Genomic DNA, 20684 nt, shown 5'->3' with positions numbered 1-20684 from the left:
TGTTCCATCGTCTCAGCCGCGGATTTCGCTTCCCTTTCCATGAACAACCGGTAATAAGAATGTTGGAAGACCGGGGGCTGACGTGGCGGAGATCCAGGAAATCTGGGCGAGTTACGGAGCCCTCGCATACGTTCTGGCCGCGTTGTGGGCCTTCTTCGAAGGGGAAACCTTCGTCCTCATCGCGTCCGCGCTGGGTGCCGCAACGGGGCTCGTCGATCCCTGGATCCTGCTCGTCGCCGTCTGGATCGGGTCGTTCCTTGGGGACCAGACCTGGTTCAGCCTCGGGCGCCGCTACGGCCCCGGCGTCCTCAAGCGCTTCCCGAACGCCGAGGCGAAGTTCCAGAATGCCACGGGGATGCTGGATCAGTATGGGACCTGGTTCATCCTGTCCTTCCGCTTCCTGTACGGCATCCGCAACGTCGCCGCAGCGGCCTGCGGGCTGGCGGGTTTCGATCGCAAGCGGTTCATGATGCTGAACTTCGTGGCGGCGGGCGTCTGGGCGTCCTCCTTCGTCGCGGCGGGCTGGTTCCTCGGCGGGCTGATCGGGCCGCAGAACCTGTTCTACGTGATCGCCGGCAGCGCACTTCTCCTCCTCACCGTGTTCCTCTACCGCCGCTTCCGGAGGCGGCGGGTCGTCGCCCCGGCCATCTGACCCAGCCCCGCCGTAATTTTTCCGGTCTCGGGGTGGGCGCCCGCCTGACAAGCCCGGCCGCCCGGGTCTAGGCTGGCGGGATGGACGAGAGTGACCGCAACATCCTCATCGCCGTGCAGCAGGACGGCGCCGCGGGGCTGGCGGACCTGTCCAAGGTCGCCGGCCTCTCCGTCTCCGCCACAGCCGAGCGCCTGAAGCGGCTGGAAGAACGCGGGACGATCCGCGGCTGGCACGCCGCCCTGAATCCGACCGCGGTGGGGTGTCCCCTCCTCGCCCACGTGCTCGTCGCGATCCGGCCGGGACGTGACGACGCCTCCTTCCGCAAGGCAGTGCGCCGGGCGGAGAACGTGTTGGAGTGCCACGCGGTCAGCGGGCGCTGGAACTACATCATCAAGCTCCGCGTCCCCGACCTCGCCGCCCTCAATGCCTTCGTGGCGGAGGAGATCCGATCCCATGCAGGCGTGGAGCGGACCGATGTCATGGTTGCGCTCGGCACGGAGAAGGAGACGATGATCCTCCCCGTCGCGCCTGCCGACGAGGAATAGGCGGCCCCCCGGGGAGCGATCCGGACGGGGCGAGCCGCACGGTGGCCCGCCCCGGCACAGGTCAGCGCATCACCGCGGGCCGGGTACCCATGGCGACGGTGCGCTCATCCGCCCGCGGCTCGTAGGTGATACCGCGCTTGGACGCCCACACGTTGGTGAGCTGGAAGAGCGGGATGATGCCAAGGTCGTCCATCGCCACCTTCACCGCCTGCTGCAGGGCCTTCTCCCGCTCCCCGTCGTCGAGGATCGCGGTCGCGCGCTCCGTCAGCGTGTCCAGCGCCGGGTTCGAGTAGCGCCCGTTGTTGCTGGCCCCCGTGCGCTTCGCCGCGTCGAAGGTATTGAGGATGTTGACCAGGAGGTAGGAGGCCTCCCCCGTCACCGATCCCCAGCCGACGAGGCGGATCGCGTATTCCTGCCGCGCGTTGCGAGGGGAGAAGGCGGCCCAGGGCTGCGCGTCCACCTGCGTCTGCACGCCGACCCGCGTCCACATCTGGGCGATGGCCTGGATGGTCTGGGCGTCGTTGGGGTAGCGGTCGTTCGGGCCGTGCAGGGTCACGCGAAAACCCTGCGGGAACCCGGCCTCAGCCAGCAACGCGCGGGCGCGGTCGGCCTGGAAGGGCGGGGGCGTGACCTCCGGGTTGTAGGAGTACGAGCCGGGCGGCAGCCACTGTCCCGTCGGCTGCGCCGTGCCCTGCATGATCTGGCGGCACAGGGCCTCACGGTTGATCGCGAGGGACAGGGCCTGCCGCACCTTCAGGTCGCGGAACGGGTTGCGGGGAAGCGGCGTGCCGGCGTTGTCCGTGACGTAGGGCGAGGGGCCTTCGCGGGAAAAATCGGGGAAGAGGTAGATCAGCCGGAGGCCACCGATCTCGGCGATCGAAACGCGGTTGTCGCCCCGCATGCGGGCGAGGTCGCTCGTCGGCACCTGGTCGATCAGGTCCACGTCTCCGGCGAGCAGGGCCGCGGCGCGGGAGCTGTCATTCGCCATGAAGCGGTAGGACACGCGGGACCAGGGCTCGGCTCCGCCCCAGTAATCGTCGTTGCGGACGAGTTCCGTCCGGTCGCCCGGGCGATAGGCCGCGATCTTGTAGGGACCCGTGCCGATGGCTGCCCGGCCCGAGTTGAAGTCCGCCGTCGTCGCATTGCCCGCGGCATGCCGGGCGATGATGGCGACGGACGCCAGCTCGGTCGGCAGCAGCGGGTGCGGCGCCGCGGTGTGGAACCGGATGGTCAACGGATCCACCACCTCGGCTCGCGTGATGGCGCGGAGGAAGCCGCCGAAGCCGCCGGGGGAATTCGGGACGTTCGGCGCCCGTTCGACGGTGAAGGCGACGTCATCGGCCGTGAAGTCGCGGCCATCATGCCACTTCACGCCGCGGCGCAGCTTGAACTCCCACACCGTAGGCTCGACCGCCCGCCAGGATTCGGCGAGCCCTGGGGACACGCGCGCCGCCGCATCGCGCTGCACAAGCATGTCGAAGACGTGCATCGCGAGGGAATTGTTCGGGGAAGCGTTAAAGAAGTGCGGATCGAGGGAGGTGACGGAACCGCCGATGCCGACGGTCAGGTTGCGCTCCGCGCCGCCCGCGCCGCCCTGGGCCGCGCCTCCTTGAGCCGAGGCGCCGACGGCAGGCATGGCGAGGGCCGCGCCGGCACCCAGCAGGGCTCGGCGGGTGGGGTGGATGGTCAAGGCTTGGCCTCCCGGTCCGGTTCATGCATGGGCCGAAACTAGCGGCGGTTCGGGCCGGCTGCTAGGATCGGGGCACGAGGCGGTGGCGAACGCTGCCCGGGGGGCGACATGATGAGAAGGCACCTTCTGGCGGCCGTGACCGCGATTCTGCCGTCGGTGGCGATGGCTCAGGCGCCGGGCGCCGCGCCGCCGAACACGGCGATGCTGACGATGGGCGTCGGGTCGCCCGTGACGTCGCTCGACCCGCATTACCACCAGTTGTCGCCGAACAACGCGGTTTCGGACATGATCTTCGACAAGCTGGTCAACACCGACGCACGCGCGAACAACGTGCCGGGCCTGGCGACGGAATGGCGCGCGGTCGGGCCGACGACCTGGGAGTTCAAGCTGCGGCCGGGCGTCCGCTTCCACAACGGGCGCGAGTTCACCGCAGAGGACGTGGCCTTCACGATCGGCCGCCTGCCGAACGTGCCGAACTCGCCGTCCTCCTACGCCATCTATTCCCGCCCGATCACGCGCATCGAGATCGTGGATCCCCTGACGGTGCGCTTCCACACGGCGCAGCCCTATCCGCTGCTGCCGCTGGACATGACGAATGTCCGAATCCTCAACCGTGCGACGAACGAGACTTCCACGACCGAGGATTTCAACGCCGTGCGTGCCGCCGTGGGCACGGGGCCGTACCGCGCCGTCGAGCATCGGAACGGCGACCGCATCCTGTTCGAACGGAACGATGCCTACTGGGGTGATCGCCCGGCCTTCGCGCGCGTGAACTACCGGATGATCACGAACGACGCGTCGCGCACGGCCTCGCTGCTCGCGGGCGACGTGGACGTGATCGACCAGGTCCCGACGACGGATCTGACGAAGTTGCGGGCCGACAACCGCGTTTCCCTGTCGGAGATCGTGGGGTTGCGGCTGATCTTCCTCGGCCTCGATCACCTGCGCGCGGCGAACGAGAACTCACCCTTCGTCACCGACAATGAGGGGCGGCCGCTCGGTCGCAACCCGCTGCGCGACGTGCGCGTGCGTCGGGCCCTTTCCATGGCGATCGATCGGGAGGCCATCACGTCCCGGATCATGGAGGGCGCGGCGACGCCGGCGTCCCAGTTCCTGCCGCCGGGGACTTACTCCCACGTTCCCGACTTGCCGGTCACGCGCTTCGATCCGGAGGGTGCGCGGCGGCTGCTGGCCGAGGCCGGCTACCCCCAGGGCTTCCGCATCCAGCTGAACACGCCGAACGACCGCTACATCAACGATTCCCGCATCGCGCAGGCGGTCGGGCAGATGTGGACCCGGGTCGGCGTCCGCACGGGCGTCGAGGCGCAGACCTGGGCGCTGTTCGTCGGGCGCGCGGCGCGGGCGGAATACTCGTCACACCTGATCGGCTGGGGCTCCAACCCCGACGGCTCGCATCCGCTGCGCAACATCATCGGCACCGTCAGCAGCGAGCGGGGCTGGGGCGCGTCGAACCGCGGGCGCTACTCCAACCCGGAGATCGACGCACTGATCGTCGAGTCTCTGTCCGAACTCGACAACGAGAAGCGGGAGCAGATCCTCGTGCGCGCGCAGCGGATGGCGGCGGAGGACGTGGCCGTCATTCCGCTGCATATCCAGACCAACATCTGGGCATCACGTCGCGGCCTGACGATCGACGCGCGCGCGGACGAGCTGACCCGGGCGCAGGACGTGCGCCCCGCGGCGCGGTAAGGACCGGGCGAGGTGAGCGTCTATCTCCTCCGGCGGCTCATCCAGGCCGCCCTCGTGATGTTGATCATGTCGGTGATCGTGTTCATCGGCGTGTACGCGATCGGCGATCCGGTGGAGATCCTCATCTCGCCCGATGCGGACCAGGCGGAGCGGGCGCGGGCCATCGCGGCGCTCGGCCTCGATAAGCCGCTCTGGGAACAGTACTTCGTCTTCCTGTCCAACGCGGTGCGCGGAGACCTCGGCCGGTCCTTCGTGTTCAACGAGCCCGCGCTGCAACTCATCGCGCAGCGGGCGCCGGCGACGCTGGAGCTGGCGATCGGCGCGACCTTCGCGGCAGTGCTGATCGGGATCCCGCTCGGGCTCTACGCAGGGCTGCGGCCGCATTCGCTCGGCGCGAAGGCGATCATGGCAGGGTCCATCCTCGGCTTTTCGCTCCCGACCTTCTGGGTGGGGCTGATGCTCATCATGGTCTTCGCGGTGCAGCTGGGGTGGCTCCCCTCCACCGGGCGGGGCGAGACCGTCGAGATCCTGGGGATGCGCTGGTCCTTCCTGACCCGCGACGGACTGGCCCACATGCTCATGCCCGCGCTCAATCTCGCGCTATTCAAGATCAGCCTCGTCATCCGCCTGACCCGCGCCGGCGTGCGGGAAACGATGCTGATGGACTTCGTGAAGTTCGCCCGCGCCAAGGGGCTCTCGCCCTTCCGGGTCACCTTCGTGCACGTGTTCAAGAACATCCTGATTCCCGTCATCACCGTCACGGGGCTCGAGCTCGGCTCGACGATCGCCTTCTCCGTCGTGACGGAGAGCGTCTTCGCCTGGCCGGGCATGGGCAAGCTGATCATCGACAGCATCAACGTCCTCGATCGACCCGTCATCGTCGCCTACCTCATGGCGATCGTCCTGATGTTCATCGTCATCAACCTGGTCGTGGACCTCCTCTACTCCGTCCTCGATCCCCGCGTGCGGCTGGAGAGCAAGGGATGAGCGTCACCACCGCCCCCGGCGCGGTCGCCGCGCCGACACCGCCGAAGGTCGAGACGCCGTTCCAGCGCTTCGTCTCGGAGTTCATGGAAAGCAGGATCGCGGTCGGCGCGCTGATCGTCTTCGTCGTCATCGCACTGATCGCCATCTTCGCCCCGCTGATCGCGCCGCAGAACCCCTACGACCTCGCGCAGCTGGACATCATGGACGGGCGGCTGGAGCCGGGTTCGCGGAACGGCGACGACACGATGACCTTCTGGCTGGGTACGGATGACCAGGGGCGGGACATGCTCTCGGGCATCATGTACGGCCTGCGGATCAGCCTGATCGTCGGCGCCGGGTCGGCGATCGTGGCGGCACTCGTTGGTGCTTCGCTCGGGATGCTGGCGGCCTATGCCGGCGGGCGGACGGATACCGTGATCATGCGGGCGGTGGACCTGCAGCTGTCCTTCCCGACGATCCTGGCGGCGCTGATGATCCTGGCCTTCCTCGGCAAGGGCATCATGAATGTTGTGATCGCGCTGGTGATCGTGGAGTGGGCGTACTACGCCCGCACCGTCCGCGGGACGGCGCTGGTCGAACGGCGGCGGGAATACATCGAGGCCGCGCAATGCCTCGCCCTGCCGACGCGGCGCATCATCTTCCGCCACCTCCTTCCCAACTGCATGGCGCCGCTGATCGTCATCGGCACGATCCAGATCGCCCGCGCCATCGCGCTGGAGGCGACGCTCTCCTTCCTCGGCCTCGGCGTGCCGATCACGGAACCGTCGCTCGGTCTGCTGATCGCCAACGGCTATGAGTACATGCTCTCCGGGAAGTACTGGATTTCCTTTTATCCGGGCATCGCGCTGCTGGTCACCATCGTCTCCATCAACCTCGTCGGCGACCACCTGCGCGACGTGCTGAACCCCCGGCTGAAGAAGTGAGCACGACGCTGTCCGCGGCGCCGACCGCCCCGGCCACGGCGCGCCCTGCCGTCACGCTCGACGTCCGCGGCCTGTCCACCTCCTTCTTCACCCGCGCGGGCGAGGTGAAGGCGGTGAACGACGTGTCCTTCACGGTGGGACGCGGGCAGGTAATGGGGCTGGTGGGGGAGTCCGGTTCCGGCAAGACGGTCACGGGCTTCTCGATCATGCGGCTGGTGGACGCCCCGGGGCGGATCACCGGCGGGCAGATGCTGTTCGGCGGGCGCGACCTCGTCACGGCGTCCGAGGAGGAGATGCGTGCGATCCGGGGCAACCGGATCGCGATGATCTTCCAGGACCCGATGATGACGCTCAATCCGGTCTTGCGCATCGACACGCAGATGATCGAGACCATGCAGGCCCACGTGAAGATCAGCAGGGAGGACGCGCGCCAGCGCGCCCGAGACACGCTGGGCATGGTCGGCATCCCCTCGCCGGACGAGCGCCTGAAAGCCTATCCGCACCAGTTCTCCGGCGGCATGCGGCAGCGCGTGGCCATCGCCATCGCCCTGCTCCACAGCCCCGAGCTGATCGTGGCCGACGAGCCGACGACGGCGCTGGATGTCACGATTCAGGGGCAGATCCTGGCGGAGGTCCAGAAGCTCGCGGCGACGACAGGCACCTCGCTTATCTGGATCACGCATGACCTTTCGGTCGTGGCGGGCCTCGCGGACGACATCGCCGTCATGTACGCCGGCCGTATCGTGGAAACGGGCGACGTCTCCGACGTGCTGGACCACCCGATGCACCCCTACACGGTCGGGTTGCTCGGCTCCGTCCCCTCCCGTAACCGGCGTGGCGAGCCGCTGCGCCAGATTCCCGGCATGACCCCTTCCCTGCTGAACCTCCCACCCGGCTGCCCCTTCCAGTCCCGTTGCCCGCGCGCCGCTGAGGTCTGCCGCAACGATCCCGCGCTGGACGAGCTGCTGCCGGATCACCGCGCCCGCTGCTTCCTGCCGCACCTGGGGGCGGCGGCGTGAGCGCCGTGCTGGAACAGCCGCCCGTCGCTTCGACCGCGGCGCCGATGATCGAGGTGCAGGGCGTCTCCCGCCGCTTCGCCAAGCGCCTGGACATCGCGGGCAAGATCCTGGCGAAGCTCGGCATGCCGCTGCGCGACGAGGTCGTGCACGCCGTGGACAAGGTGGACCTGACGATCCGCAAGGGCGAGGTCGTCGGGCTCGTCGGGGAATCCGGCTGCGGCAAGTCCACGCTGGGCCGCATGGTTGCGGGCATCCTGCCGCCGTCGGACGGCACGATCCTTTGGAAGGGGCGCGACCGCGATACGCTCTCGGGCAAGGAAGCGCGGGCCGCGATGCTGCAGGCCCAGATGATCTTCCAGGACCCGATGTCCTCCCTCAACCCGCGCCTGAAGGTGCAGGACATCATCGGGGAGGCACCGCTCTTCCACGGGCTGACGACACGATCCGAACTCGCCCGCTACGTGGACGACCAGATGCGACGCGCGGGGTTGGATCCGGGCTTCAAGGAACGCTACCCGCACCAGTTCTCCGGCGGGCAGCGGCAGCGCATCGGGATCGCGCGGGCGCTCGCGGTGCAGCCGGAGTTCCTCGTCTGCGACGAATCCGTCGCGGCGCTCGACGTCTCGATCCAGGCGCAGATCCTCAACCTGTTCATGCGGCTGAGGAAGGAGCTGGACCTCACCTACCTCTTCATCTCGCATGACCTTGGCGTGGTGGAACATCTCTCCGACCGCGTCGTGATCATGTACCTGGGGCGCGTGGTGGAGGAGGCGCCGAGCGAAACGGTCTTCGCCGGCGCGAACCATCCGTACACGCGCTCCCTCCTCGCCTCCGTGCCGCGGATCGAAGCGCGGAAGAAGGCCTTCGCGACGGTGCAGGGGGAGATCCCCTCCCCGCTCAATCCGCCCTCCGGGTGCCACTTCCACCCGCGCTGCCCGCATGCCTTCGACCGATGCCGCGCCGAAATCCCTGTGCTGAAGGACATCGCGCCGGGCCACCGCAGCCGCTGCCACCTGAACGACGAACCGGGCCGCGCGGGGCTGCCGACGTGACGCGCGCCGTCGTCGCCTTCCTTGCCCTTCTGGGGCTGAGCGCCTGCGAGCAGCGCGAGGGCGCTCGCGGCGGCTATGTCGGCGGGGGCGGCGGCATCAACCAGTTGCGCTGACATGCGGTTGGCGCTGGACCACCTGCACCTCCGTTCCCTCGATCCGGAGGGAGCGGCGCGGTGGTACGAGTCCGTGCTGGGTGCGCGCCGCCTGCCGCCGCCCGATCCGAAGGCAGGGCGGGTCGTGCTGGACCTCGCGGGCCTGCGCCTCTTCCTGGACCTCGTGCCGGAGCGCACGCTGGCGGCACCGCGACCGCCGCATCTCGGGATGGAACATCTGGGTTTGGGCGTCTCCGACCTCGATGCCGCGCTCGCCGCGGCCCGCGCGGCCGGGGCCACCGTCGCGAACGGGCCGCTCGACATACGGGGCGTGCGCATCGCGTTCCTCGACGGCCCGGACGGGGTGGTGATCGAACTCCTGGAACGCGCGGCGGCCTGATGGCCGCAATCTCGCGCGGCGGCCTAATGGCCGCAATCTCGCGCGGCGAACTCGGCGGGGCGCGCCTGGGCACGACCCTCGTCTTCCTCGTCACGGGCATCGGCACGGGGGCCTGGGCGGCGTCGCTGCCGGCCTTTCAGTCGCGGCTGGGACTCTCCGAAGGGGCGCTGAGCATCGCCCTCCTCGCCTTCGCGGCGGGGGCGGTGCTGTCCATGCCGGTGGCGGGGCTGCTGGCGCCCCGGCTCGGCACGGGCCGGGCGACGCGGTGGCTGGGGCTGGCATTCGCCGCGGCAACGCTGCTGCCGCCGCTCGCGGGCGGGCTGGCGTCGCTCTCGGTCCTGGCCTTGCTGCTCGGCGCGGCAATGGGGGCGACGGACGTTGCGATGAACGCCCATGCCAGCCACGTCGAGTCGCGCTGGGATGGGGCGATTATGTCGTCCTTCCACGCGGCCTTCTCCGCGGGCGGGCTGGTCGGCGCGGGGCTGGGCGCGGGCATCGCCTGGCTCGGCGGGGCCGAGGGCTGGATCATGGCGGGCGCCGGACTGCTCTGCCTGGCGCTGGTCGGGGCGGCCTGGCCCCGGATCGGACCGGGCGAGGCAGGCGGCGGAGGACCGGCCTTCAGGTTGCCCGGCCGAGCCGCCCTCGGCCTCGGCGCCGCCGCGGGGGCCTGCATGGTGGCCGAGGGCGCCATGGCCGATTGGAGCGCGGTGTACCTTTCTACTGTCGCGAAGGCCTCTCCCCCGGTGGCTGCGGCGGGATACGCCGTCTTCTCCGCGGCGATGGTGCTGGGGCGGCTGACCGGCGACCGCATCGTGCGCGCCCTCGGCCCGGCGCGGGTCGCGGCAGGGGGCGGGGCGCTTGCGGCGCTGGGCTACGCGCTGGCCGCCGCTACGCCGGAGCTCGCGATCGCTGGGTGCGCACTGATCGGCCTCGGTCTGTCGAACATCGTGCCTGTGCTGTTCAGCGCGGCGGGGCGGCTCGGCCCCTCTCCCGCCACGGGGATCGCGATGGTGGCGACGGCGGGCTACGCGGGGTTCCTGCTCGGCCCGCCGGTCGTTGGGGGCATCGCCTCGGTCACGGGGCTGCGGGCGGCCTTCATCCTGCTTGCGTTGCTGGCAGGCGCGGTCGCCGTCATGGGCGCGCGGCTGCGGCGGGCGTGAGCGCTACGGCAGGACGGCGACGAGGTCGGTGGCGCCGGTATCCTCCCCCAGGCGGGTGAGAACCGCGTGCGCCTGGCCCCGATGATGGGTCTGGTGGTTGAAGAAATGCGTCACGACGATGGCGGTGGGACGCCTCATGTCCTGCTGCAGTGAACTGGCGAACCAGTGGAACTCGCCCGCGAGCCAGTCCGCCTCGATCGTGTCGGTCCAGTCGGCGACCCGGCGGTCGAGCGAGGCACGGAGGCGCAGCATCTCCTCCCAGGTCTCGACCATTCGTCCGCTGTCGCGGATGCCGACCGAGGGCTTCTCCCCGCCGTCGAAGCGGGCCATCCACATCATGTCGGCCCAGATCAGGTGCGACAGGGTGGCGTGGAGAGAGCCGAAGAAGGCGCCCTCCTCCCGCCGGCGCGCCTCGTTCGGCAGGCGTGCCGCAGCGACGTAGAGGCGGCGGTTCATCTCCGCGTTGTAGGCGGCCATCATGCGGCACCAGTCCGGCGTGATCACGCGACGCGCTTCCAGAAGAAGGTCGTGTCCACGGGGGAGCCGTCCGGCTCGATCGCGTAGCCCGGCACCGTCCCGACCTCCATCCAGCCGAGGGCGCGGTAGAGCACGGCGGCTTCCCGGTCGCTCCAGGTGTCGAGGATGAGGAGTTTACGGCCGATGCCACGCGCCGTCTGTTCCACCCGTTGCATCAGGGCCCGGGCGATGCCGCGGCGGCGGTAGGCCGGGTCCACGAGGACCTTCGCGACCTCTGCCCGGTGCGGGCCGTTGGGCTGCTGCGCGAGGACGAGCTGCGCGGTGCCGGCGATCTGCCCGTCGCACCAGGCGACCAGCAGGACCGTCCCGCCGGTCGCGACGCTGGCGGAGACGCCGCGCCAGAACGCCTTCGCGATTTCGAGCGAAAGCGGCGGCAGGAAGGAGACGGAAGCGCCACCGTTCACGCAAGCGACGAGGATATCAGCCAGGCGCCGCTCCGCGCTCGCGGCCGCGGCGGCGTCCAGCGCGTCCACCACCAGCCCGACGGCCGGCTTGGCGTAGCGGAATTCCAGCGACTTCGAGATGTCGTCGAGGATGCGGATGGAGCCGGAGCGGACGTAGCCCCGCTTCTCGTAGAAGCGGTGCGCCGCCTCGAACCGCGTGTCGGTCCAGAGGATCATCCGCCGTGCGCCCTGGGCCACCGCGTGGCCCTCCGCCGTCCCGATCAGCGCGTGGGCGAGGCCGCTGCCGCGATGCGCCTTCGCGACGTACATCTTCGCGATCTCCCACGCCCGGTCGTCGTTAAGCGGCCGCGTCGCGACCATGCCGACGAGCGCGCCATCCTCCTCCGCCGCCCAGACCGTGCCACCGAGGCCTGCGAAGTAGGTCGCGAGGGTGCGCAGTTCCGGCAGCTCCCCGTCCACGTCGAGGATGCAGTTGGGGTATTCCGACCAGGCATCCCCGATCAGGCGGATGAAGCCCTCGGCGTCCTCGTCCCGCCCCGGCCGGATCAAAGGGGGATGAATGGTCGCCGTCACACCACGCCCCGGCAGAAGGCTTGGATGCGGGTGCAGGCCTCGCGCAGCGTGGCGTCGTCCGTCGCGTAGGACAGGCGGATATAGGGCGACATGCCGTAGGCCGTGCCGGCCACGGTGCCGACGTGGACTTCTTCCAGGATCGCCATCGCCACGTCCTCGTCCGTCTCCAGCCGGGTCCCGCTCGCGCTGTGCCGCCCCAGGAGGCCGGCCACGGACGGATAGACGTAGAAGGCGCCGTCGGGCCGGTGGCATTGCAGGCCCGGCGCCTCGTTCAACATCGCGACGACCATGTCGCGGCGGGCGCGGTAGCCCTCCATTCGCTCCCGCACGCCGTCCTGCGGTCCGTCCAGCGCGGCGATGGCGGCGGCCTGGGCGACGGTGGCGATGCCGTTCGTCGTCTGGCTCTGCATGTTCACCATTGCCTTGATCAGCGGCTTCGGCCCGCCGCAGAAGCCGACCCGCCAACCCGTCATCGCGTAGGTCTTGGAGGCGCCGTTCACCGTCAGCGTGCGGTCGCGCAGACCGGGTTCCACCTGCGCCACCGTCGAGAATTCGAAGGGCGGGTAGACGACGTGTTCGTACATGTCGTCCGCCATGATCCAGACATGGGGATGCTTGAGCAGCACGTCGGTCAACGCGCGCAATTCGTCCCGCGTCAGCGCCGCGCCGGAGGGGTTGTTCGGGAAGTTCAGCACCACCCACTTGGTCCGCGGCGTGATCGCGGCGTCCAGGTCCTCCGGCCGCAGCTTGAAGCCGTTGTTCTGGGGACAGGCGACGAAGACGGGCGTGCCACCGGCGAGTTTCGCGATGTCCGCGTAGGCGGTCCAGAAAGGAGTGTGGACCACCACCTCGTCACCCGGATCCACGCTGGCGAGCATGGCGTCCAGGATGACCTGCTTGCCGCCGTTGCCGATCATGATCTCGTCGAGCGCGTAGTCCAGGCCGTTGTCGCGGCGGAACTTGCGCTGCACCGCGGCCTTCAGTTCCGGCCAGCCGTCGTTCGGCGGGTACTTCGTGCGGCCCGCCAGCGCGGCCTGGTGGGCGGCCTCCACGGCATGCGCCGGCGTCGCGAAGTCCGGCTCCCCGACGGTGAGGGAGATGACCTTATGCCCGGCCTCGCGCAGCTCGCGCGCGCGGATCGACATGCGGGTGGAACCGGACAGCTTGACCTGTTCGAGGCGCTGGGCGAGCGCGGGCATCGGCGAGACCTGGACTCTGCGGAAGGGGCGGCGAACCTAGGGCCCGTTCCTTCCGCCGCCAACCCTCAGGCCAGGATCGCGCGCGCGTCGTCCCACATGCGCCGGACGACCTCGCCCGCGGGCTCCGCGCGGGCCAGGCGGGCGCCCTGCCCTGCCCACATCTGCAGGTGCTCCGCGTCGCCGGCGCGGAGCGCGGCGTCCCGCATCGGCCCGGTGGCCATCCGCTGCAACGGATAGGGCAGCGCGTCGTCGCCGACCGCTTCGGTCCAGGCGCTGCGAACAGCCCGGGCGAAGCGGCCAGAGAAGGCGCGCGTCATGACGGTGTCTTCGGGCCGCGTGCGGCCGATGGCCTCGGCCCAAGGCGGCGCGATACCGGCCTCCGGCGTCCGCAGCAGGGCCGTGCCGACCTGCACCGCCGCGGCACCGAGGGCCAGCGCCGCCGCCAGCCCGCGCCCGTCCGCGATCCCGCCCGCGGCGATCACGGGCACGCGGACCGCGTCGGCGACCTGCGGCACGAGGGCGAAGGTCGTGCCCGTCCGCGACGCGGCCTCCTCCGCTTCGAAGGCGCCGCGGTGTCCGCCCGCCTCCGCGCCGGAGACGACGACGGCGTCCGCCCCAGCCGTTTCCGCAGCCCGCGCCTCCTCGAGGCAACTGACATTCGCGAACCACGCGATTCCCCGCGCTCTGCACGCCTCGACGAAGTCGGGGGGATAGAGCCCCATGATGGAGGAAACGACGTTCGGCCCGGCCGCGAGGATCGCTTCCAACTGGGCGCCGAAGTCCGGCAGCCCCGGACCGTCGAGGTCGCCCATGTCTGCCCCGTGCGCGGCCAGCAGCCCGCGCATCCGTTCCTCCTGCACCGGGTCGCGGGGTGGCGCCGGATCGGGGATCCAGGTGTTGACCTGGAATGCGCCGTTCGAGCGCGAGCGGAAGGTCCCGGCCCAGTCCGCGATGGCCACCGGCCCCATCTGCAGGGCACCGAGGCTGCCGAGCCCACCGGCGTTCGCCACTGCTGCCGCAAGGGCCGGAGGCGAGGCGCTGGCCATCGGTCCCATCACGACGGGGACGCGGAGACCGAACCGTTCACAGAAGGCCTCGGCACGCTGCTTCGGCGTGGGCATGGTCGCGATCTCCGCTGGACGTCTCGCAAAGGCTAGCGCCAGGCGCCGGCGCGGGCGATCAGGCGCCGGTGCAGCGCACCTCCGCGCGCTGGGCCGGGCGCCCTCGGCGGGGCTGACACCGCGGGGCTTCGGCCCGGGGCTGGGTGGCTGGCGCGCACGCGTGCGCCCTGACTGTGGTCAGCCGGGACTGTGGTCAGCCGGGCGTCGGCGCATCCTGGGCCGGCCGTTCGAACTGCACGTCCCATTCTGTCTCACCCGTGCGGCGGAAGCCCGCGCGCGCGTAGAAGCGCTGCGCCGGGCTCCCCTTCAGCACCTCGAGACGGTGCGACAGGCCGGGGCGCTCCGCCAGGATCGCGTCGAGCACCGAGCGGCCGAGGCCGCGGCCCTGATGCGCTGGCTCGAGGTAGAACAATCCGATCTCCACGTGATCGCCTCGGGGCGCGACGTCCACGCAGCCCGCAAGGTCGCCGTCCACGAGGACCAACCGCATCGTCGCGGGATCGAAGCGCCGCCGCAGCATCGCCCGGGCCCGCTCCGGGTCGAACCGGCCGACACGCTCCAGGTGTTCCCGCATGGTGCGGAGGCGGAGGTCGAGCAGCCGCTCGAAATCCCCCTCCGCGGCCGGCGCGAAGGCGAAGTCCAGTGCAGGCCCTCTACTTGAGATCGGCGCAGAACCGCTTGATCCGCGCGCAGGCCTCGCGCAACACCTCGTCGCCCTCGGCATAGGAGATCCGCATGTAGCCGGGGAACAGGAAGGCGGAGCCGTGCACCGTCGCGACGCCGCCTTCCTCCAGCAGCGCCATGACGAAGTCCTCGTCGGTGGCCAGCTTGCGCCCGCCCGCCGTCGTCTTGCCGAGGCAGCCCTGGACGGAGGGGAAGACGTAGAAGGCGCCTTCCGGCGTGTTGCAGTGCAGGCCGGGGCATTCGTTCAGCAGGCGCACCACCATGTCGCGCCGGCGCTCGAAGGCCCGGCGCATCTCCTCCACCGTATCCTGCGGCCCGTCCAGCGCCTCGACCGCCGCGGCCTGGGTGATGGAGGACGTGTTGGACGTGGACTGGCTCTGCAGCTTGTCCATCGCCTTGGCCAGCGGCAGCGGCACGCCCGCGAAGCCCAGGCGCCAGCCCGTCATGGCATAGGCCTTGGAGCAGCCGTTCATCGTGACCGTGCGGTCCTTCAGCCCCGGCTCGACCTCGACGACGGTCGCGAACGTGAAGCCGCCGAAGACCAGCTTCTCGTAGATGTCGTCCGTGAAGACCCAGACGTTGGGGTGCCGCATCAGCACGTCGGTGAGCGCCTTCAGCTCCTCCCGCGTGTAGGCGGCGCCCGTGGGGTTGCACGGGTTGTTCAGCATCAGCCACTTGGTCTTCGGCGTGATGGCGGCTTCCAGCTGCTCCGGCGTGATCTTGAAGCCCTGGTTCGGCCCGGCTTCCACGATCACCGGCGTCCCGTCCGCCAGCGACACGATGTCGGGGTAGGACACCCAGCACGGCGCGGGGATGATGACCTCGTCGCCCTTGTCGAGCGTCGCGACCATCGCGTTGAAGATGACCTGCTTGCCGCCGGTGGAGACGACGATCTCCTCCGGCTTGTAGTCGATGCCGTGGTCCCGCTTGAACTTCCGCGCCACCGCTTCGCGCAGCTTCCGCGTGCCCGAGACGTCGGTGTAGCGCGTCTCCCCATTCTCGATCGCGCGGATCGCCGCGTCCTTGATGTTGCGCGGCGTCTCGAAGTCCGGCTCGCCGGCCGAGAGGGAGATGACGTCGCGTCCATCCGCCTTCATCGCCCGCGCCTTGGCGGAAATGGCGATGGTCTGGGACGGGGAGATCCGGTCCAGGCGCTCGGCGGTGAGGGCGGCGGGTGGAATGGCGTTCATCGGTCCGGGGTCGGGTTTCTGGCGGGGCGGGACCCTAGCCCCCTTCCCTGCGCCACGGAACCGCCAAAGGCGCCGGATCAGCCCCGCTTCCGCAGGACCCAGCCCGCTAGGCCCAGCGCCGCCCCGGCCAGGACCAGCAGCACCGCGGCCAGCGCATTCACCTCCGGCGTCATCCCGAGCCGCAGCATGGAGAAGAGCGCGACCGGCAGCGTCGTCCCCGCGGGTCCCGAGGTGAAGGAGGCGAGGACCACGTCGTCGAGGGACATCGTCAAGGCGAGCAGCCAGCCCGCGACGAGGGAGGGCGCCATGAGCGGCAGGGTGACGGTGCGGAAGGCGACCCAGGGCGTCGCGCCGAGGTCCGCCGCCGCGTCCTCGACGTCCCGGTCGGAGGTCGCGAGCCTGGCCTGGACGACGACCGCCACGTAGGCGGCACCGAGGGTCGCGTGCGCCAGCAGGACGGTCAGCGCGCCCCGGCCCGCCGGCCAGCCCACCGCGTTCTCCAGGGCCACGAAGGCCAGCAGCAGGGACAGGCCCGTCACCACCTCCGGCAGCACGAGCGGCGCCCCGGCCAGCGCGCCGAGGATCGCCCGCCCGCGGGACGGCCCGCCCCGCGCCATCGCCCAGCCGATGCAGCCCCCCAGCAGCACCGCGAGCGTCGCCGCCCCCGCGGCCACGCGGAGGGACAGCCACGCGGCCTCGACCAGGCGCTCATTGGCCCAGAGAGCCGTGAACCAGCGCAGCGAGAAGCCGCCCCAGCGGAAGGGCAGCCGGTCCGCCGAGAAGGCGTAGGCGATCAGCAGCACGACTGGCAGCCAAAGGAAGGCCAGCCCGATCCACATCAGCCAGCGGACGGAGCGCGGGATCCCGTGCGGACTCACGCCGCGCGCCCCAGGCGCTGGAACAGCAGGATCGGCCCGATCAGGAGCACCAGCAGCGCAACCGCCAGCGCCGAGGCGACGGGCCAGTCGCGGTTGCCGAAGAACTCCTCGAACAGCACGCGCCCGACGAGCGTGGCCTCCGCCGGGCCGAGCAGCGTCGGGATCACGTATTCCCCGGCCGCCGGGATGAAGACCAGCAGGAAGGCCGCCGCGAGCGCCGGGAACAACTGCGGCAGGGTCACCGTCACGAAGGCCAGCCCGGGCGTCGCGCCGAGATCCGCCGCCGCTTCCTCCAGCGAAGGGTCCAGCCGCGTCGCCGCCGCGAAGATCGGCAGCACGGCGAAGGGCAGGTAGGCGTGGACCATCCCCACCAGCATGGCGCCGTTGGTGTAGAGGAGCGGCAACGGCGCCTCGATCCACCCCGCGGCGCGGAGGATGCCGTTGATCCAGCCCTCGTCGCGCAGCAGCCCGATCCAGGCGCCGACGCGGATAAGGAATCCCGTCCAGAAGGGCAGCAGCACGGCGGCCAGCAGCGCCTCCCGACGGCGCGCCCGTGCAATCGCGATCCCCATGGGACCGCCGAGGAAGATGCAGCCCGCCGCCGTGGCCGCGGCGATGACGAGGGATTGGAGCAGCGCGTCCCGGTAATGCGGGTCGTCCAGAATCAGGCGCAGGTTGTCGGGGTTGACCCCCTGCCCGCGCCAGGGCGGCGCGTAGGGCGGGATCCCCTCGGCCTGCCAGGACACGGCCATGACGCCGACCAGGACGAGCGGCAGCGCGACGAACAGCACGAGCCAGGCTGCCGGGGCCGCACGGATCAGCCGCACAGGGGCACCACCGCCGCTTCGTCCCAGGCCAGCGCGACGGCGGCGCCTCGCCCGGGCGGCGCCCCGTCTTCCTCCGCGTGCGCCACCCGCAGCGACGCGCCCCCGGCAGGCGCACGACGAGCATGGTGTCGTCGCCGCGGAAGGCCGCTTCCTCGACCACGCCGGAGACGCCGTTGACGGTGGGCGCGGCCGCGACCAGCCGGACGCGTTCGGGCCGCAGCGCCGCCGCGACCACGCCAGGTGCGAAGGGCGCCGTCCCGCGCAGCACCACCCCGGGCGACACCAGCGCCCCGTCCTCGACGCGACCATCCAGGACGTTCGCCGCGCCGAGGAAGTCGGCGACGAAGCGCGTCGCGGGTCTTTCGTACACCGCGCGCGGCGGCCCTTCCTGCACCACCCGCCCGCGCTCCAGGACCGCCACGCGATCGGCCAGCGCCAGGGCCTCGGCCTGGTCGTGCGTGACCATGACGAAGGCGGCGCCGCTCTCGCGCTGGATGGCGCGGAGTTCGAACCCGGTCCTTCCCCGCAGCCCGGCGTCCAGCGCACCCAGTGGCTCGTCCAGCAGCAGCAGCCGCGGCCGCTTCACCAGCGCGCGGGCCAGGGCCACGCGCTGCCGCTGCCCGCCCGAGAGCGCGTGGGGCCTGCGCCCCTCCAGCCCGTCCAGCCGCACCGCGGCCAGCGCTTCGCCGACCCGCCGCGCGACATCCGCCCGCGCCACGCCGTCGCGACGCAGCCCGTAGGCCACGTTGTCGAAGACGTTCATGTGCGGGAACAGCGCGTAGGACTGGAACATCATGTTCACGGGCCGGCGGTGCGGCGGCACGCCCGTCAGGTCCGCCCCGTCCAGCAGCACCGCACCGGAATCCGCGCGCTCGAACCCCGCGACGACGCGCAGCAGCGTGGACTTCCCGCTGCCCGATCCGCCGAGCAGCGCCACGAACTCCCCGGCCCCGACATCGAGCGACGCGCCGTCCAGCGCTGGCACGTCCCCGAAGCGCCGGACGACGTCCCGGACGGAGAGAAGCGTCAACGGCCCGCCTTGAACCGTGACCAGGTGCGGCTGCGCGCACGCTCCGCCGCCGCGCCGGGCGCCGAGGCGGTGAAGGTGCGCGCCACCATCTCCGCCGTCGGGAAGACGTTGGGATCGCCCGCCACCTCCGGCCGCACGGAGGGCCGGGAGGACGGCACGGCGTTGGGGTAGCGCACCTGGTTCGTCACGCCCGCGATGACCTCGGGGCGCAGCATGAAGTTCACGAAGGCCTGCGCGTTCTCCGGATTCGGCGCGTCGGCCGGGATCGCCAGCATGTCGAACCACAGCTGGGCACCCTCCCGCGGCTGCACGTAGGTCAGCCCCTCCGAATCGCGGCCCACGCCCCGCCCCGACTCGCGCGCGCGCCCCTGCGCCTGCACCACGTCGCCGGAATAGGTGATGACGGCGCAGTATTCCCCGTTCGCCAGCGCATCCATGATGGCGGAGGACGCGACGATGGCCCGCACGTGCGGCCGGATCGCGAGCAGCGCCTGTTCCGCCGCCCGCAGGTCCCCCGCGTCGGCCGAGTTGGGATCGCGCCCCAGCCACCGCAGGACGGAGGGGATCACGTCGATCCCGCTGTCCATGATGGCGATGCCGCAGCGCGCGAGGCGCCGCGCATTCTCCGGCCGCAGGATCAGGTCCCAGGAATCGAGCGGCGCATCCGGCGCGAGCGCCCGGATGCGGTCGGGCCTGATCCCCATCCCGATCGTACCCCAGAGGTAGATGGCCCCGTGCGCGTTTCCCGGATCGCTCGACTCCACCTGCCGCAGCAGCGCGGCGTCCTGGTTCGCGAGGTTCGGCAGGGCCGCTCGATCCAGGCGCCGCAATGCGCCGGCGCGCACCAACCTCGAAAAGGTCGGCTCGCTCGTCGGCACGATCACGTCGTAGCCCGACCGCCCCGCGCTGAGCTTCCCTTCCAGCGTCTCCAGGCTGTCGAAGACGTCATAGCGCACGCGGATCCCCGTCTCCTGCTGGAAGCGCTCGATGGCATAGGGGTCGATATAGTCCGTCCAGTTGTACACGTTGACCACCCGCTCCTGCGCCATCGCGAGCGACGGGAGGGCGAGGAGGAGCGCGGCGAGGGCGCGGAGGAGGATCATGCGCGGACCCGTGCTGGGAAGGTTGGCGCGCAGGCTACAGGCGATCCTCGCCGCCCGGAACGGCCCGCGGATCGTGACGTTATAGGCCGTTTTTCCTTGACATAGGTTGTCGTTCCGGAGTAACGCCTGCTCGTCAACGGGTGAACTGCGCCCGTCCCCCACCCAGCCCTTGCCTGAGCCCCGCCGGCCCCCGCCGCGCGGGGCTTTCCGCGTTCGCGCCGCCTCGTCCCGCCGGAGCCCCCGCATGCCCTACGAACCGCAGAACCTCATCCCGCTCGTCGCCGCCGACAACTTCTCGATGTGGCTCTACCGGACGACCGACACGCGCGCCGTCGTCCTCGCCCCAGGCTACTTCGCGACCGCGACCAACCGTCTGCGCCCGGGCCACATCGTCGTCGTCCAGGCGGGCGACGCGACCTCCATCCTGCCGGTGCGCGAGGGCGGCGGCGTCGGCAACGGCCTCGTCGTGGACGCCTCCTCGCCCGCGTTGCGGCTGACCGCGGCGGGGCTGCTGGACTTCGACGCGGCGCTGACCGCCACCGCCGTGGCGCGCTGCCTCACCCTCGGCCCCGTGCCCGCCGGCCTCAACGTCGGCGAGGCCTTCGCGATCGGCGCGACGGTCACCGGGCCCGTCGCGACGGTGCGCTTCACCCTGCTCGACGCGGCCGGCAACGTCGCCGCCGGTCCCAACGACGTCGCCGTCGCCGGCGGCGCCGCGACGACGACCTTCACCGCCCCGGCCGCCGCCAACGGCTACCGCCTGCGCGCGGCCGATGCCGCGGAGCCGCTGGTGACCCAGACCTCGCCCTCCTTCGTGGTCCTCTCCGCCTTTGCCCTGCTGCTGGAGACCGGCGCGGGCCTGCTGCTCGAGAACGGCGCGCGCCTCGCGCTCTGAGCCGTTCCTGCCC

The 20684-nt window shown here is 71.0% G+C and carries 20 protein-coding genes and 1 pseudogene; 10 read left to right on the top strand and 11 right to left on the bottom strand.

Going from position 1 to position 20684, the window contains the following annotated elements; genetic code table 11:
- The first annotated feature begins 82 nt into the window (after positions 1-82).
- Entirely contained in the window at positions 83-652 is a 570-nt protein-coding gene (locus ACE7GA_RS16615; protein ID WP_376088703.1) for a DedA family protein, read from the top strand.
- An 80-nt stretch (positions 653-732) separates the two neighbouring features.
- Positions 733-1197, top strand: a complete 465-nt coding sequence (locus ACE7GA_RS16610; protein ID WP_376088700.1) for an Lrp/AsnC family transcriptional regulator — start codon at positions 733-735, stop codon at positions 1195-1197.
- A gap of 61 nt (positions 1198-1258) precedes the next feature.
- Here ACE7GA_RS16610 and ACE7GA_RS16605 read toward each other — a convergent pair whose 3' ends face one another.
- Positions 1259-2887, bottom strand: coding sequence for an ABC transporter substrate-binding protein (locus ACE7GA_RS16605; protein ID WP_376088697.1), 1629 nt, complete (start codon positions 2885-2887; stop codon positions 1259-1261).
- Between the two features lie 135 nt (positions 2888-3022).
- Here ACE7GA_RS16605 and ACE7GA_RS16600 point away from each other — a divergent pair, with 135 nt between their 5' ends.
- From ACE7GA_RS16600 to ACE7GA_RS16570, 7 genes are all read left to right on the top strand, one after another.
- Positions 3023-4597 carry an ABC transporter substrate-binding protein gene (locus ACE7GA_RS16600; protein ID WP_376088694.1) on the top strand — a complete coding sequence of 525 codons (1575 nt, stop codon included), beginning with the start codon at positions 3023-3025 and terminating at the stop codon, positions 4595-4597.
- Positions 4598-4609: 12 nt separating this feature from the next.
- Positions 4610-5584, top strand: a complete 975-nt coding sequence (locus tag ACE7GA_RS16595; RefSeq protein WP_376088691.1) for an ABC transporter permease — start codon at positions 4610-4612, stop codon at positions 5582-5584.
- On the top strand, positions 5581-6507 hold the full coding sequence (locus tag ACE7GA_RS16590; protein WP_376088688.1) for an ABC transporter permease: 927 nt from the start codon (positions 5581-5583) through the stop codon (positions 6505-6507). The genes ACE7GA_RS16595 and ACE7GA_RS16590 overlap by 4 nt, the downstream gene beginning before the upstream one ends.
- Positions 6504-7526, top strand: a complete 1023-nt coding sequence (locus ACE7GA_RS16585; RefSeq protein ID WP_376088685.1) for an ABC transporter ATP-binding protein — start codon at positions 6504-6506, stop codon at positions 7524-7526. The genes ACE7GA_RS16590 and ACE7GA_RS16585 overlap by 4 nt, the downstream gene beginning before the upstream one ends.
- Before the next feature lie 44 nt (positions 7527-7570).
- Complete coding sequence (locus ACE7GA_RS16580; protein WP_376100314.1) at positions 7571-8578, top strand: ABC transporter ATP-binding protein; 1008 nt, start codon at positions 7571-7573, stop codon at positions 8576-8578.
- Positions 8579-8692: 114 nt separating this feature from the next.
- Positions 8693-9070, top strand: coding sequence for a VOC family protein (locus tag ACE7GA_RS16575; RefSeq protein ID WP_376088682.1), 378 nt, complete (start codon positions 8693-8695; stop codon positions 9068-9070).
- Positions 9071-9096: 26 nt separating this feature from the next.
- Positions 9097-10230 (top strand): MFS transporter, encoded by a 1134-nt coding sequence (locus ACE7GA_RS16570; protein WP_376088679.1) that lies wholly within the window; start codon positions 9097-9099, stop codon positions 10228-10230.
- A 3-nt stretch (positions 10231-10233) separates the two neighbouring features.
- Here the strand turns inward: ACE7GA_RS16570 and ACE7GA_RS16565 are convergent, their stop codons facing one another.
- The 10 genes and pseudogenes from ACE7GA_RS16565 to ACE7GA_RS16520 form a co-directional block, all read right to left on the bottom strand.
- On the bottom strand, positions 10234-10734 hold the full coding sequence (locus ACE7GA_RS16565) for a DinB family protein (RefSeq protein ID WP_376088676.1): 501 nt from the start codon (positions 10732-10734) through the stop codon (positions 10234-10236).
- A complete protein-coding gene (locus ACE7GA_RS16560) occupies positions 10731-11720 on the bottom strand; it encodes a GNAT family N-acetyltransferase (RefSeq protein WP_376088673.1) in 990 nt (329 codons plus the stop codon). Before ACE7GA_RS16560 ends, ACE7GA_RS16565 begins: the two co-directional genes overlap by 4 nt.
- Positions 11721-11740: 20 nt before the next feature.
- Positions 11741-12943 (bottom strand): pyridoxal phosphate-dependent aminotransferase, encoded by a 1203-nt coding sequence (locus ACE7GA_RS16555; RefSeq protein WP_376088670.1) that lies wholly within the window; start codon positions 12941-12943, stop codon positions 11741-11743.
- Between the two features lie 65 nt (positions 12944-13008).
- Positions 13009-14064 (bottom strand): NAD(P)H-dependent flavin oxidoreductase, encoded by a 1056-nt coding sequence (locus tag ACE7GA_RS16550; RefSeq protein ID WP_376088667.1) that lies wholly within the window; start codon positions 14062-14064, stop codon positions 13009-13011.
- A gap of 193 nt (positions 14065-14257) precedes the next feature.
- The gene (locus ACE7GA_RS16545) at positions 14258-14638 is read right to left on the bottom strand and encodes a GNAT family N-acetyltransferase (RefSeq protein WP_376088664.1); all 381 of its coding nucleotides are present in this window, start codon (positions 14636-14638) and stop codon (positions 14258-14260) included.
- A gap of 79 nt (positions 14639-14717) precedes the next feature.
- Entirely contained in the window at positions 14718-15938 is a 1221-nt protein-coding gene (locus tag ACE7GA_RS16540; protein WP_376088661.1) for a pyridoxal phosphate-dependent aminotransferase, read from the bottom strand.
- Between the two features lie 77 nt (positions 15939-16015).
- Positions 16016-16777 (bottom strand): ABC transporter permease, encoded by a 762-nt coding sequence (locus ACE7GA_RS16535; RefSeq protein WP_376100311.1) that lies wholly within the window; start codon positions 16775-16777, stop codon positions 16016-16018.
- A gap of 35 nt (positions 16778-16812) precedes the next feature.
- Positions 16813-17607, bottom strand: a complete 795-nt coding sequence (locus ACE7GA_RS16530) for an ABC transporter permease (RefSeq protein WP_376088658.1) — start codon at positions 17605-17607, stop codon at positions 16813-16815.
- 142 nt (positions 17608-17749) lie between these two features.
- Positions 17750-18580 (bottom strand): annotated as a pseudogene (locus ACE7GA_RS16525) (ABC transporter ATP-binding protein); the annotation flags it as partial.
- 89 nt (positions 18581-18669) lie between these two features.
- Positions 18670-19776, bottom strand: a complete 1107-nt coding sequence (locus ACE7GA_RS16520; RefSeq protein ID WP_376088655.1) for an extracellular solute-binding protein — start codon at positions 19774-19776, stop codon at positions 18670-18672.
- Between the two features lie 244 nt (positions 19777-20020).
- Between ACE7GA_RS16520 and ACE7GA_RS16515 the strand changes: the two genes are divergently transcribed.
- Positions 20021-20671, top strand: coding sequence for a hypothetical protein (locus tag ACE7GA_RS16515; protein WP_376088652.1), 651 nt, complete (start codon positions 20021-20023; stop codon positions 20669-20671).
- Positions 20672-20684 lie beyond the last annotated feature (13 nt).

Origin of the sequence: Roseomonas sp. CCTCC AB2023176, from assembly GCF_042259275.1 — a bacterium.
Lineage (GTDB): Bacteria > Pseudomonadota > Alphaproteobacteria > Acetobacterales > Acetobacteraceae > Roseomonas.
The sequence above is the reverse complement of the archived record's forward strand: the minus strand, read 5'-3'. Positions and strand labels throughout refer to the sequence as shown.